The 13,620-nt window shown below is 50.2% G+C and carries 12 protein-coding genes; 7 read left to right on the forward strand and 5 right to left on the reverse strand.

The window, feature by feature from the left end; genetic code table 11:
• Complete coding sequence (gene carA, locus ACSYSY_RS02130; protein WP_491707685.1) at positions 1–1,386, reverse strand: glutamine-hydrolyzing carbamoyl-phosphate synthase small subunit; 1,386 nt, start codon at positions 1,384–1,386, stop codon at positions 1–3.
• A gap of 212 nt (positions 1,387–1,598) precedes the next feature.
• On the opposite strand from carA, the gene ACSYSY_RS02135 reads away from it, so the two are divergent.
• Positions 1,599–2,051 (forward strand): GatB/YqeY domain-containing protein, encoded by a 453-nt coding sequence (locus ACSYSY_RS02135; protein ID WP_491707686.1) that lies wholly within the window; start codon positions 1,599–1,601, stop codon positions 2,049–2,051.
• Positions 2,052–2,072: 21 nt separating this feature from the next.
• Here ACSYSY_RS02135 and ACSYSY_RS02140 read toward each other — a convergent pair whose 3' ends face one another.
• On the reverse strand, positions 2,073–3,035 hold the full coding sequence (locus tag ACSYSY_RS02140) for a DMT family transporter (protein ID WP_491707687.1): 963 nt from the start codon (positions 3,033–3,035) through the stop codon (positions 2,073–2,075).
• A 112-nt stretch (positions 3,036–3,147) separates the two neighbouring features.
• Positions 3,148–4,098, reverse strand: coding sequence for a DMT family transporter (locus ACSYSY_RS02145; RefSeq protein ID WP_491707688.1), 951 nt, complete (start codon positions 4,096–4,098; stop codon positions 3,148–3,150).
• A 100-nt stretch (positions 4,099–4,198) separates the two neighbouring features.
• Between ACSYSY_RS02145 and dnaG the strand changes: the two genes are divergently transcribed.
• From dnaG to ACSYSY_RS02175, 6 genes are all read left to right on the forward strand, one after another.
• Positions 4,199–6,061 (forward strand): DNA primase, encoded by a 1,863-nt coding sequence (gene dnaG, locus ACSYSY_RS02150; RefSeq protein ID WP_491707689.1) that lies wholly within the window; start codon positions 4,199–4,201, stop codon positions 6,059–6,061.
• Between the two features lie 156 nt (positions 6,062–6,217).
• Positions 6,218–8,203 (forward strand): RNA polymerase sigma factor RpoD, encoded by a 1,986-nt coding sequence (gene rpoD / locus ACSYSY_RS02155; protein ID WP_491707690.1) that lies wholly within the window; start codon positions 6,218–6,220, stop codon positions 8,201–8,203.
• A gap of 290 nt (positions 8,204–8,493) precedes the next feature.
• A complete protein-coding gene (rpsF, locus tag ACSYSY_RS02160; protein ID WP_491707691.1) occupies positions 8,494–8,949 on the forward strand; it encodes a 30S ribosomal protein S6 in 456 nt (151 codons plus the stop codon).
• Positions 8,950–8,954: 5 nt separating this feature from the next.
• Positions 8,955–9,239, forward strand: a complete 285-nt coding sequence (gene rpsR, locus ACSYSY_RS02165; RefSeq protein ID WP_491707692.1) for a 30S ribosomal protein S18 — start codon at positions 8,955–8,957, stop codon at positions 9,237–9,239.
• 10 nt (positions 9,240–9,249) lie between these two features.
• Positions 9,250–9,834: a 50S ribosomal protein L9 gene (rplI, locus tag ACSYSY_RS02170; protein WP_491707693.1), complete on the forward strand. Its 585-nt coding sequence runs from the start codon at positions 9,250–9,252 to the stop codon at positions 9,832–9,834.
• A gap of 245 nt (positions 9,835–10,079) precedes the next feature.
• Positions 10,080–11,288, forward strand: coding sequence for a class I SAM-dependent methyltransferase (locus tag ACSYSY_RS02175; RefSeq protein WP_491707694.1), 1,209 nt, complete (start codon positions 10,080–10,082; stop codon positions 11,286–11,288).
• Here ACSYSY_RS02175 and rsmA read toward each other — a convergent pair.
• Together rsmA and ACSYSY_RS02185 are read right to left on the reverse strand one after the other, a co-directional pair.
• A complete protein-coding gene (gene rsmA / locus ACSYSY_RS02180; protein ID WP_491707695.1) occupies positions 11,285–12,133 on the reverse strand; it encodes a 16S rRNA (adenine(1518)-N(6)/adenine(1519)-N(6))-dimethyltransferase RsmA in 849 nt (282 codons plus the stop codon). The genes ACSYSY_RS02175 and rsmA overlap by 4 nt on opposite strands.
• On the reverse strand, positions 12,134–13,618 hold the full coding sequence (locus ACSYSY_RS02185; RefSeq protein ID WP_491707696.1) for a peptidylprolyl isomerase: 1,485 nt from the start codon (positions 13,616–13,618) through the stop codon (positions 12,134–12,136).
• Positions 13,619–13,620: the final 2 nt, after the last annotated feature.

Consider the following 13,620-nt stretch of genomic DNA (forward strand, 5'->3'; position numbering starts at 1 on the left):
TCAGGCTCCCGCTTTGGGTGAAGACTTAAGAGAGTTGGCGCGTCTGTCCATCACGGAAACAAAACGTTCAAAAAGATAGAAACTATCGCTGGGACCAGGGCTGGCTTCTGGGTGGTACTGCACTGAGAAAGCGTCTTTCGTCGTGGAGGCTATGCCCTCATTGGAGCCATCAAACAGGCTGATATGGGTGACTTTGACATCAGCGGGAAGAGATTTTTCATCAACGGCAAAACCGTGATTCTGGCTGGTGATCTCGACTTTCCCTGTGGTCAGATCCTTCACAGGCTGGTTCGCGCCGCGATGGCCCTGTTCCAGCTTGTAGGTCTTTCCACCAAGGGCCTGCGCAAGAAGCTGGTGCCCAAGGCATATGCCAAAAATGGGGATATCCGCATCAAGGACTGCCCTGATGGCGCCCAGGGCATAAGTAGCTGTTGCAGCCGGGTCCCCAGGGCCGTTTGAGAGGAAAACCCCTTCAGGTTTCAGCTCGAGAATGTCCTTGCCGGTTGCTGTTGCAGGCAGGACATGCACCTCACATCCAGCTGTGACAAGACATCTGAGGATATTGTCTTTTGCACCATAATCAATAGCAACAACCTTGCGTTTGATATCACGTTCAGGGCGCTGATTATGCCAGACCGGTTTATCCCAGCTGCGTGCTGGACGTGTCACGTCTTTAGCAAGATCCATCCCTTCCAGACCCGGCCATGAACGAGCCTGTTTCAGGAGCGCCTCCGGTGAAATTGTTCCTTTGGCGGGGAAGGACAGCACGGCTGTTTGCGGGCCTTTTTCACGTAAAATACGTGTGATGGCGCGTGTATCAATTCCGCTGATCCCGCTTTTCCCCTGACTGACAAGCCAGTTCTGGAGAGGCTGGTTTGAGCGCCAGTTGGCTGGAGCCGTGATATCCTCTTTCACCACGAGGCCTAAGGCTGCCATATGCGGGGCTTCATTATCCTCAGTGTTAGTGCCGACATTGCCGATATGGGGGAAGGTAAATGTGATAATCTGCCCGGCAAAAGAAGGATCAGTCAGTGTTTCCTGATAGCCGGTCATGCCTGTGTTGAAGCATAATTCACCGACCGCACTTTCACTATGGGCTCCAAAACCACGCCCCCAGAAGATGCTTCCGTCAGCCAGGACAAGAGCGGCATTTGTGCCAGAAGGTTGTTGGGGGAGGGTAGGGTCGGACATTATGTCAGAACTTTCGGAAGGGGCACGATTGAGGTCAGTGAGAGTGATGCCGGTTATGGTAAGCAGAGCGGGCCAGTGACGGGCCGGGATCACGCCGGATTGGCGCCATTTACGGACCGCTTCAGTGCCGACTCCTGTCAGTTCCGCGATACGGGCCGCACCACCTGCCTTTGTGATAAGATCGTCAATATCCATGGGGAAACACTCTGCTTTCAGGAACGGGATAGTCTCCTCCTTTATATGAGAGATAATGGGGAAATGGGAAGTTTTTTCCGACAATGTAAAAATTAATTTCCAGTTAATGATATGGGAAATTTTTTCCCATGTTTTCCTTCCGGACTGTTTATGGGTTATAAATCCCAGAGAGAGTGAATTTTTCTGATTTATTATAGTTTACAGGAGCGATTATGAGCTTGCGCACGCAGATAATGGATGATCTCAAAGCGGCCATGAAGGCCGGGCAGTCTGAAAAAGTGGCTCAATTACGTGGCATTACTGCCAAAATAAAGGATCTGGATGTTGCCGCACGTGCCAAACAGGCTGAGGTGACTGAAGAGGAGATCCTTTCGGCTCTGCGTTCCATGATCAAGTCACGGACAGAGTCAGTCGCGCTCTATCTTAAAGGGGGACGCCCTGAGCTTGCGGAGAAAGAAGAGGGAGAGATTAATGCCATCCGTCACTATCTTCCTCCCGAACTGGATGAAAATGCCCTTTCTGCTGAAATAGAGAAAATCGTATCTGAGCTGGGGGCTTCCAGCATGAAAGATATGGGCCGTGTTATGGCGGCTCTGAAAGAACGTTTCGGAGCAGCACTTGACCCAGCAAAGGCCAGTGCCATGGTGAAAGCTCGCCTGAGCTGAAAATAAGGGAAATGAGGGGCGTTATCCATGCCCCTCAGCAACTGATTCGACGGGTTTGCGGTGGGCGTGCATGCAGGTAATGACACTGCTGCCCACCAGCAGAATGGCCAGTGCTTCTGAGGGAGCTGGCAATCTTTTTTCATAAAGAAAGCCGTAAATCAGGGCAAAGAGTGTTTCAAACAGGATCATTTGCCCGACCATCGTCAGGGGAAGAAGCCGGCTCATTTTATTCCAGAAGGCATTGCCGATAATGGAAGCCAGAAGAGCCGTGGCAGAACTGACTGTCAGGAACCAGAGCCATCCTTCCTGCGGGAGCGGGGAGATATTTCCCAAAAAGCTGAAGGGAATGAGGCAGAGAGCCAGGATCCCGGTTACCAGACCGGTCAGAAGGTTCCATTCAATCTCTGAAGTATGATTCAGGCGGTTCAGCCACCGGGCGTTTTTAATGGCATAGGCACTCCATGAGAGAAGGGCGCCGATGGCACAGAGAAGCCCGATCACCAGTTTAAGGGCTTCACTATGATGAGGGGCATTGCGGGCGAGGATGTAAGCGTGCCAGGCAATGCAGCTCATTGCGCCGATACTGAGCAGAATGGAAGGTGTGAGTTTCCGTAAGGGGACAGCGCCATGTTCCAAAGAGCCGATAATTGTAACCGTAACAGGGAGAAACCCGACAATCAGGGTTGGCATGGCAGAGCCGGCAAGCTGTACCCCTGTGCCGAACAGAACGTAATAAATAATATTGCCGAACAGGCTTAAAACCAGCAGGCCAAGCCACTCCTGACGGCCAATATGGGAAAAGACTTTTTTCCACCGGGGAAGAATGAGCAGAGCTGCAAAAACTCCGTAGAAACTAAAGCGCGCGCAGGCCAGTTGCAGAGGAGAGAAGGGACGAATCAAGGCGGGAGCCAATAGGGCCAGGCCCCAAAGAGCCCCGGCAGCGACGCCACAGAAAAAGCCCAGAGCTGTTTTACGCTCCATCATAAAAGACACTTCCCACCTGATAACGTGTTCGTGACTATCTTTTATGCAGAGAGGTAAACGCTATTTCAATACAAAATCGAAATAAACAGAGAAAAATCCGGATTGACGATAGTCAGGACGTTTTTATGTGTGTCATTTCGTGTCGGCGATGAATCTGGACAGAACTGAGGATGCTCATGGAGATAAGGATGATCGCCATGATTTCTGAAAAAACTGGAAGTCTTTTTTCGTAAAGAAAGCCGTAAAACAGCCCAAAAAATGTTTCAAATAAAATAAGCTGTCCTCCCATGGTCATAGGAAGTAGCCGGCTCATCTTGTTCCAGAAGACATTCCCCAGAATAGAGGAAAGGAAAGCCGTTATAAAAGTAATGCCCAAAAACCATTTCCACTGAAACAGGGGGAAAGACATATGGCCTATAAAAGCAAAAGGCAGAAGACCAAGCGATAGGAGCCCCGTCACGAGACCGGTGAGAAGGCTCCAGTCATGTTCTGACACGGTGCTCAGGCGATGGAGCCATCTTGTATTGCTGACCGTGTAATAACTCCATGAAATCAGGGCGCCAAAAGCGCAGAGCAGGCCGATGAGCGTCTGAAGGGTATGTCTATTTTCCGAATGGTTCGTCTGGTGGTACGCGTGGAAGGCGACGCATAATAATCCGGCAATACTGAGCAGAATTGTCGGCACTAATTTTCTCAAAGGGACGGCGCCGGGTTCACGAGAACCAATAATCATAACGGAGACCGGAAGGAGACTGTCGATTAATGTCGGCATCGTGACGCCAGCGAACTGAATCGCCGTGCCAAGAAGAGCGTAATAAATAATATTGCCGGTCAGGCTGAGCATGAGAAGACCCATCCATTCCTGACGGCCCAGTGGTGCAAACAGTTTCTTCCAGCGGGGCAGGCTTAATATTCCGGCGATGAGGCCGTAAAATAAAAAGCGCATGCAGGCGAGTTGAAACGATGAGAAAGGGCGAATGAGCAAAGGGGCCAAAAGGGCAAATCCCCACAAAGCACCTGCACTGATCCCATAAAATAAACCGAGTGCAGATTTCGATCTCACGGAAAAATCCTTTTTGCAGAAATAATGCTATAGTGACCGGGCTCTCTGGCATAAAGAGCGCCAATTTTCAATTTCGGGTTAGATATCAGATATAAAATTTATGGCCATAGACTCTGCCTTTCTTGATGAATTACGCCAGAGGATGCCCCTCTTTTCTCTGATCGGGCGTAGCAACAAGCTGGTGCGCTCGGGGCGGAACTGGAAGACATGCTGTCCCTTTCATGGAGAGAAGACGCCCTCATTTTATATTTATGAAGATCATTTTCATTGCTTTGGCTGCGGGGTCCATGGTGATGCGATCTCGTACGTCATGCAGAGTGAGGGTGTCAGCTTTCGGGATGCTGTGGAACGGCTGGCGCATGAAGTGGGTCTGGAGATGCCCCGAGAGGACCCCCGTGCCGAGGAACGAGCCAGGCAGGTCGCGTCTCTGGAAGAGGTCATGGGGCATGTGCAGGCCTATTATCAGCGCAATCTTGCTGCGAAACAGGGCGAAGCTGCACGCAATTATCTGAAGAAAAGAGGATTGTCGCAGGAAACGATTGCCCGTTTTGGGCTTGGGTGGTCCGGGGATGGGCGCTCTTTGCTGGAATCCCTTAAGCCTTACGATATTACCCAGGAGCAGCTTGTTCGCGTAGGGTTGTTACGATGCGATGAACAGGGTGCAGTCCGTGGAGAGTTGTTTTTTAACCGGCTGATGTTTCCTATTCATGACCGAAAGGGAAGGTTGATCTCTTTTGGGGGGCGCATTTTAGGAGAGGGCCAGCCTAAATATGTGAATGGCCCTGAGACGGTTCTTTTCTCTAAAAAACGTACCCTTTTTAATCTCAATCGTGCTTCTGAAGTCGTCAGAAAAGGTGCTGAGCTGGTTGTTGTTGAAGGGTATATGGATGTCATTGCCCTGGATCAGGCCGGATTTAAAGGAGCTGTCGCTCCCTTGGGAACGGCGTTGGGTGAAGAGCAGCTGACACTTTTATGGCGTCAGACAAAAGCACCCATTATCTGCCTCGATGGCGATGCAGCCGGTCAGAGAGCAGCCCTTCGCAGCTGTGAGCTTGCCTTGCCGTTGATCACACCAGAACAGAGTTTGCGCTTCTGCCGCCTGACGAATGGGGACGACCCTGACAGTCTGGTTCAGAGGGAGGGGCCGCAGGCTTTTGAAGCGTTATTGCAGTCGGCACGCCCTTTATATGAAGAATTATTTGCCTTGATGGTCGCCGGTAAAACTGGAGCAGGGCCTGAAGAACGTGCGGCTATCCGCAAAAAGCTGGTTGAGTTGTCCTATCAAATTCCAGATCGTTCTCTGGCGGGAGAATATAAAAGTACCTTGCTGGATCTGTTCTTTGAATATTTCCGCAATAGGCCAAAAAAACGGGATCATAATGGGAGAAAAACAGAGGGTTCTTTTGGTAGGCGTCAGGCAGTCAGTTATGAAACACCGCGCCTTATCACTGAAGGGACGTCAGAGCGGCTGAAAATTCTTGTGGCGCTGCTGGTGGCTCATCCTGAAATCCTGCCGCAGGTCGAACAGTCTTTTTATCAGCTGACCTTGCCTGAAGACCTGTCTCGTTACCGGTCCGTTTTTCTGGAGTGGGCCAGTCAGGCGGAAAAAATTACGTCACGGACCTGTCAGGAATGGATGAAAAAACAGGGGCAGTCACAGCTTACAAAAGAGCTCATGGAAGACATTCTCCCTCAGGCAGCCCGTAATAAGCCTGTGGTGAAAGAAGCAGGCCGGGAAGAAAAAGAGGACCTCTTTTTTATAAGTGTCGCTGAGATGTGGTGGCATTTTTACGGGCTGGTCAATTTTGCGGCTTTTAAAGCGGATGTTGATCGGTCCGTGAAGGAGGCGATTATGAAATCATATGAGCGCCCCTTGGACGAATCGTCTCAGGGCGCAACGTTTCCTCTTGAGTTAACGGCGAAGATGCAGGCCTTGAATGATTTGCTACAGGGGGAGGGATAACAGCCTGAACCCATGATGATAACTCAAAAAAAATTACGAATCTCTTTATAGGGAGCCTTTTTAAGAGCGATCGGTCTTGACTTGTGTGCAGGAATTGCCCACTTGCATCTTGGCCTCATATTTTTTGATTTTGAGTAAAACGCAACGGAGAGACGAATGGCGACGAAAACAGCTTCTGGATCGGGTCAGAATGTTCCGGAACAGGATGGTTCGCCTTTAGATATACAGTCCGCTGCCGTTAAGAAGCTTATCCTAAAGGGTAAGGAAACCGGCAATATCACGTTTGATGAGCTGAATGCCGTTCTGCCTCAGGATAAAATGACGTCCGAACAGATTGAAGATGTCATGGCAGCTTTGTCCGAAATGGATATTCAGGTCATTGAAAGCGAAGATCGCGATGAGGACAGTTCTTCGTCAGGTGATGATGAGTCAGGGGAGGAAGCCTCTGCCTCTGAAGACAGTGACGGGGATGCGGACGAAGCAGTCGGCGGCAATGTTAATGCTGAAACAGCAAGCCGCACAGACGACCCTGTAAGGATGTATCTGCGCGAAATGGGTGCCGTGGAGCTCCTGTCCCGCGAAGGTGAGATTGCGATTGCCAAACGTATTGAGGTCGGCCGTAGTGAGATGATTGGCGGCCTTTGCCGCAGCCCTCTGACATTCTCTGCTATTCTTGGATGGTATGAAAGCCTTCAGGCAGGTTCCATGCCGTTACGTGACATTATCGATCTTGAAGCCAGCCAGAGCGATCCTGAAGGGGATGGCGAGCTCGGTGACGATCTTGATGAAAGTGAGAATGACAGCGACGAAGAGGAAGGTGATGATTCCGATTCCGCCGGAGAAGAGGGTGATGGAAATAATGGAGAGGGCAATAACCTCTCCCTCGCTGCTCTGGAAGAGAAGCTGAAACCTGAAATCATGCTTCTCTTTGAGGAGTTTGAGACTCTTTATCAGAAACTCTCTTCTATGCAGAGTGAGCGTATCAAGTCACTGGCTGAAGGTCAGGAAACATCAGACGAGGCAGAAGCAAGCTATAACCAGCTTCGTAACGAACTGGTCGCTATCGTCGAGCGCATGCATCTTCATAATAACCGTATTGAAGAACTGGTTGAGCTGATTAAAGGCCAAGTTCAGCGGCTGAACGGTCTTGAAGGGCGCATGTTGCGTCTGGCAGAAAGCTGCAAGATTTCGCGTGACGAGTTCATGTCCTATTATCGTCACCATGAGATGGACCCGAACTGGATTGATGAGATCATTGCCCTGCCCGGTAAGGGCTGGAAGCTTCTGACCACCAAATATATCGAGCCGCTCAAACGCCTGCGTCAGGATATCAAGGCTCTGGCTTATGAGATGGGCCTGCCTGTTGACGAGTTCCGTGTGGTTTATCAGAGCATTTCCAGTGGTGAGCGTGATTCAACACGTGCCAAAAAGGAAATGATCGAGGCGAATTTGCGCCTGGTGATTTCCATTGCCAAGAAATATACCAACCGTGGTCTGCAATTCCTTGATCTGATTCAGGAAGGCAATATCGGTCTGATGAAAGCGGTTGATAAGTTCGAATATCGCCGTGGTTATAAATTCTCGACCTATGCGACGTGGTGGATCCGTCAGGCGATTACGCGCTCTATTGCCGACCAGGCAAAGACGATCCGTATTCCTGTGCATATGATCGAGACGATCAACAAGCTGGTGCGTACGTCACGCCAGATGCTTCATGAAATCGGCCGTGAGCCGGCCCCTGAAGAACTGGCTGAGAAGCTCGGTATGCCGCTTGAAAAAGTGCGCAAGGTTCTCAAAATTGCCAAAGAGCCGATCTCGCTCGAGACCCCGATCGGTGACGAGGAAGACAGCCACCTGGGTGACTTCATTGAGGATAAGAATGCGGTTATTCCGCTGGATGCCGCCATTCAGACCAATCTGCGTGAAGCCACGACGCGTGTTCTGGCTTCTTTGACTCCGCGTGAAGAACGTGTCCTGCGTATGCGTTTCGGGATTGGGATGAACACAGATCACACGCTTGAAGAGGTCGGGCAGCAATTTAACGTGACGCGTGAACGTATCCGCCAGATTGAGGCCAAGGCACTGCGTAAATTGAAGCACCCCAGCCGCAGCCGGAAATTGCGTTCATTCCTTGATGATTGAGGTTTTTGCGTTTTTCTGAATCTATTGAACCCGGTGTCAGTCATGCTGATATCGGGTTTTCTTTTTAGTTGAATTCCAAAGTATTTTTTACGTCCTGTTCCGTAACATCTGTGGAAAGAGACGTGTATTAGCGATTTTTTCTTGTAATTTTCTCTGTTTTGTAACATAAAAACGCTCTTTCCCTGCCGCGCATTATGGCGATGTTCGGCTATACCCGCAGTCTGGTTTGACCGGACTGAGTGAGACTGGCGTAGGGCTTGTCCGGGTTGATTTTATCCGAAGGGGTTCACATGCCACTTTATGAGACCGTGCTGATTGCACGTAATGATGTCTCTCAGGCCCAGGTCGAAGGCCTGGTTGAGACCATCACAGCCCAGCTTGCAGAGCAGGAAGGTAAAGTCCTGAAACGTGAGTTCTGGGGCCTTCGTACACTTGCTTATCGCATTAAAAAGAACCGTAAAGGACATTACGTTCTTCTCGGAATCGATGCGCCGATTGCCGCTATGCGCGAAATGGAGCGTCAGCTTTCCCTGAATGAAGACGTTCTGCGTGTTCTGACACTGCGCGTTGAAGAAATTGACGACACACCATCTCCGATCCTGTCCCGCAAGGGCGATGATCGTGGTGAGCGTGGGTCTTCCCGTGGGGGTTCACGTTCCGGCGGTGGCCGTTTTGAGAGCGGTCGTGGCCGTCGTAACAATGAGTCTCCAGAGGCTCGTGACCTTGCCTTCGAAGACGGGGAGTAAAATTCATGTCTGATACGACCAATACAGCTGAAGTGAATCCCGCTACACGCCGCATGGCTGTCGGGGCACGTCGTCCTTTCTTCCGTCGTCGTAAATCTTGCCCATTCGCTGGTGCGAATGCGCCCAAGATTGACTATAAAGACGTAAGACTTCTGAGCCGTTATCTCTCTGAGCGTGGTAAAATCGTACCAAGCCGTATTACGGCTGTCTCAGCAAAGAAGCAGCGTGAACTGGCGCAGGCAATCAAGCGGGCACGCTTCCTTGCATTGCTTCCTTATGTTGTAAGCTAAGGAGCGCGTTATGTCACAGACTGAAATCATTCTTTTGCAGCGCGTTGAAAATCTGGGTCAGATGGGCGATATCGTCCGTGTAAAACCTGGTTACGCACGTAACTATCTTTTGCCACAAGGCAAAGCTCTGCGCGCAAATGCGGCTAACCGCAAGCGTTTTGAAACAGAGCGCGCTCAGCTTGAAGCGCATAACCTTCACAAACGTGAAGAGGCAGAACGCCTTTCAGAACGTATGGAAGGGCTCAGCGTTGTCATTATCCGCCAGGCTGGTGATAGCGGAAGCCTTTATGGTTCTGTTTCAACCCGTGATATTGCAGCCGCTACCACAGAAGCTGGTCTGACAATCACACGTCAGCAGGTTGTGCTTGATTCACCAATCAAGTTCCTGGGTCTGGCTGAAGCAAAAGTCGTTCTTCACCCGGAAGTTTCAATCAAGATCGTGGTCAATGTGGCCCGTTCTGAAGAAGAAGCAGAGCGTCAGGCTCGCGGTGAAGAAGCTGTTGTGCATGAAGAAGAGGAAAACATCCTCGGCGAACTGCACGCAGAACAGCTTGCAGAAGAACAGGCAGCTGAAGAAGCTGAACTTGCCTCTTAATCCTGCGAAGCAAGTAATATAGATCTGGTTTTTGGAAACAAATTTCAGATTCTATAAGTAAAAAGCCCGGTAGAGAAATCTTCCGGGTTTTTTTATGCCCATCTTGATATGAGGCAGGTAAAGGCCAATATATAAGTCAGGTATTCAGGAAATTTATATTTTGGTTTTTACATGGTTTGTAAAGTTTATTTTTATAATGGTGATGTTATGTGAGTTGTAGGCAGATCATGATCAGGAGGCGGGCTATGAGACGGGTATTGGATATTCTTCTGAGGAATTTTATTCAAACGGGTGCTTTAACTGTAATTTATAGCGATGGTTCGGTTCGTCGTTACGTAGGGCAGAACCCAGGAGACGAAGCCGCTCTGGAAATTACGACCCTGAAAGCGGAACATGCCATAGCGTTGAATCCTGCCCTCTCTTTTGGAGAGGAATTTATGGACGGGCACGTCCGGCCAAAAGGCTGCTCTCTTGAAAAGCTGCTTCATGTTGTGATGCAGAATCTGGAAAATCATACATTGCTCAGTAATGAAATAGGGGCACGTCTGAGGCAGTTATTTCGATTGATTAAGCCCTTTAACTCATTAAGCCGCTCTCAGAAGAATGTTGCCCATCATTATGATCTTAATGGGGCTTTATATGCCTTGTTCCTTGATAAGGATCTGCAATATTCATGTGCCTATTTTGAACGCGATAATATGACGTTGGAAGAAGCGCAGGCGGCGAAGAAACGTCATATCGCTGCCAAGTTATGTCTCGATCACCCAGGCCTGGACGTTCTGGATATTGGGTGTGGTTGGGGTGGAATGGCTCTGACTCTTGCCCGTGAATATGGGGCGAAAGTCATGGGCATTACTTTGTCTGTTGAACAATTGGTCGTGGCGCGTCAAAGGGCAAAAGAGGCGGGGCTTGATGGACAGGTCCGCTTTGAAATGATGGATTACCGGAATCTGCACCGCACATTTGACCGGATTGTCTCAGTCGGGATGTTTGAGCATGTGGGGCTCAAGCAATATAAGACGTTCTTTCAGGATATTAAACGCTGCCTGAAACGACACGGCATTGCTTTAATCCATTCCATTGGCCGGATGGATGGGCCGGGGACAACAAATCCCTGGATTGCCAAATATATTTTCCCTGGTGGCTATTCTCCTGCCTTGAGTGAAGTTTTTGCCGCCGTTGAAAAAACGGGATTATGGGTCACGGATTGTGAGATTCTGCGTCTGCATTACGCGAAAACGATTGCCGAATGGTATAAACGTTTCGTGCAGAATCGTGAGAAGATAAAAGCGCTCTATGACGAACGCTTTGTCCGAATGTTTGAGCTCTATTTACTGGCAAGTGAGCAGGCATTCCGTGTTCAGGGACATATGAATTTTCAGTTGCAACTGACGTCTGACATCAATGCCGTACCATTAACACGGGATTATATGTTTGCCCGGAATAAAGCCTAGTTTCCACTATTGATAAGATGCTGGGTGGCCAATCTGTTGAATTCCTCAATAGTGAGGGTTTCTGCCCGTCGTGTCGGGTCTATATCGACCTGGGCAAGTAAGCGTTCTCCGCCGATAGGCTTCAGGGACGCGCGCAGCATTTTCCGTCTTTGCCCGAAAGCGGCGGCTGTGACCTGTTCCATCGCTTTAAAGAGGGCGGGGGAGGGTTGATCTTTGTGCGGAATAAGGCAGGCAACCGCTGAACTGACCTTGGGCGGAGGAGAAAAAGCCCCTGGCGGAAGCGTCATTGCGACTGAACAGTCAGCACACCATTGTGAGAGTACTGAAAGGCGCCCATAAGCACTGCTTCCGGGGGTAGCGCAAATGCGGTCAGCGACTTCTTTCTGGAACATGAGAACCAGGCGTTCCCATTGCGCAGCCTGTTTAAGCCACCCTACGAGGAGAGGGGTCGCAACATTATAAGGCAGATTGGCAATGATCTGGCGAGGGGCAGGCGCCAGGGTTGTGGCATCAAGCGTTAAGGCATCCTGTTTAACCAGTGAAAGCCTGTCCGGGAACGTGGCGCAGAGCTCTTCAAGAAGTGGCCAGGCGCGTGGATCAATCTCAACAATAGTGATGGTTTCAGCCTTACTGAGAAGAAGGGCCCGTGTGAGCCCCCCCGGTCCGGGGCCTATCTCAATAATGTGACGCCCTTTCAGGTCCCCTCCCAGAGCAGCAATATGAGAACATATTCCCGGATCCAGCAAAAAATGCTGCCCGAGTGCCTTTCGGGCATCAAGGCTATACTGCAGAATAGAGTCTTTAAGAGAGGGAAGTGTTTTCAGTCTTTCTGTAACGGTGGGCATTCAGTCGTCTTTTTGAAGAAGGTCTTTAGCTTTTTTTGTTGTATTTTTTGTCGGCACTTTGGCGTTTTTCTCAGACTGCGCTGCCGCCTCATTATTCTGTTCAGAGGCTTCCTGTTTGCGACGATTCAGGAATTCCTGCACACTGGGGCGGATTTTAATCACCGCTCTACGGTGTAAAGCGCGTTGCAATTGCTGAGCAGATTGTTCAATCCGTTCATTCATGAGCTGGTCGGCAATCTGACCGGGAGATTGCTGGGCAAGATTCCTCTGCTCACGTGAACATACCATAAGAAGGGCGATGCCATCACGCGCAACGAGGGGGTGCGTTGATTTATTGAGAGGCAGTTTTTCAAGCACTTCACGCATTTGAGGGGCGAGACGTTCAAGTACCTGCACGCCAGGATTGGAGGGATGCTTCTCTCCAAGTGATTTATTCAGGGCTTCCATAGCCTGACAGCTTGTCAGTGTCTGGGCAGCCCGCGTTGATTGTTGGAGAATCAGCTTCTGGGAATCCGTCGGGTTTTGCGGGTCAAGGACTGTCTGAAATGGAAAGAAGACCTGACGCAATTCCAGCAAGGTCCCCATTTCTTTGCCAACCTGCCGGCGCCCCTGAACCGTAGCAATGACGTAGCCTCCAGGCACCTTGATCGGGTTGGAAATGGCCTTGTCAGGCATTTGGCGCACAATTTCGACAACAGCAGGATCCAGATGGTCCTCCTGCACCCATCCCATGGAGCCACCATCCAGGGCGCTCTGATCCTGAGAGAACTGCGCTGCAACAATAGGGAACGGCGCCCCTTTGCGTAGCTGGTTGATAATGGTCTGCGTGAATTCCAGCTCAGCCTCATCATGGCGGGGATCTTCGACCGGGACAAAGATCTCGTTGAGCATGTATTGGGTGCGACCTGCCTCAGCCTGCAAGGCTTTTTCGCGCTGGGTAATCTGCTCAGGTGTGACACGACTGCGTGGTCCAAGTTCCTGCCTTAGAACCTGCATCCAGGCAATTTGCACACGAATCTGGTCAATCAATGTGGTCAGTGAAATACCATCTTGGGAGAGGCGTTTACGCAAAGCCCCTTTGGGCATGCCATTACGGGCTTCAATTGTGCCAATGGCCGCAGCAATCTGATCTGGCTCAATATTGATATGGCGCGCCAGGATTTCCTGCATTTTTAGCTTTTCATCAATCAGCTGATGAATAATCTGCCCACGCATGCGCTGCATGATTTCAGGGCTGACAGGCAGGCCGGTGGAAAGCACAAAAAGCTGTGCACGGTCGTCAACATCGCGTTTTGTAAGAATCTGGCCGTTTACAACAGCAATAATCTCTTCCTGGTCTGCAGAATCAGCTTTCCTAGTTGAGGAGCTTGCCTGGTCCTTTTTCGCAGAGTGATGATGCGCCGCAAGGAGAGGCTGGGAGAAACCCAGTAATGCACATGAGCATGCTGTAAATGTCAGAAGAGCAGAACGCAGAGATATTAACATAA

It is taken from the genome of Aristophania sp. ESL1100 (assembly GCF_058511235.1).

Coding starts and splice junctions, on each gene's coding strand:
- ACSYSY_RS02135 (WP_491707686.1), top strand. CDS start 1,599: ATGAGCTTGCGCACGCAGATAATGGATGATCTCAAAGCGGCCATGAAG.
- ACSYSY_RS02175 (WP_491707694.1), top strand. CDS start 10,080: ATGAGACGGGTATTGGATATTCTTCTGAGGAATTTTATTCAAACGGGT.
- carA (WP_491707685.1), bottom strand. CDS start 1,386: ATGGATATTGACGATCTTATCACAAAGGCAGGTGGTGCGGCCCGTATC.
- rsmA (WP_491707695.1), bottom strand. CDS start 12,133: ATGCCCACCGTTACAGAAAGACTGAAAACACTTCCCTCTCTTAAAGAC.
- rpsR (WP_491707692.1), top strand. CDS start 8,955: ATGTCTGATACGACCAATACAGCTGAAGTGAATCCCGCTACACGCCGC.
- ACSYSY_RS02140 (WP_491707687.1), bottom strand. CDS start 3,035: ATGATGGAGCGTAAAACAGCTCTGGGCTTTTTCTGTGGCGTCGCTGCC.
- rplI (WP_491707693.1), top strand. CDS start 9,250: ATGTCACAGACTGAAATCATTCTTTTGCAGCGCGTTGAAAATCTGGGT.
- rpsF (WP_491707691.1), top strand. CDS start 8,494: ATGCCACTTTATGAGACCGTGCTGATTGCACGTAATGATGTCTCTCAG.
- dnaG (WP_491707689.1), top strand. CDS start 4,199: ATGGCCATAGACTCTGCCTTTCTTGATGAATTACGCCAGAGGATGCCC.
- rpoD (WP_491707690.1), top strand. CDS start 6,218: ATGGCGACGAAAACAGCTTCTGGATCGGGTCAGAATGTTCCGGAACAG.
- ACSYSY_RS02185 (WP_491707696.1), bottom strand. CDS start 13,618: ATGTTAATATCTCTGCGTTCTGCTCTTCTGACATTTACAGCATGCTCA.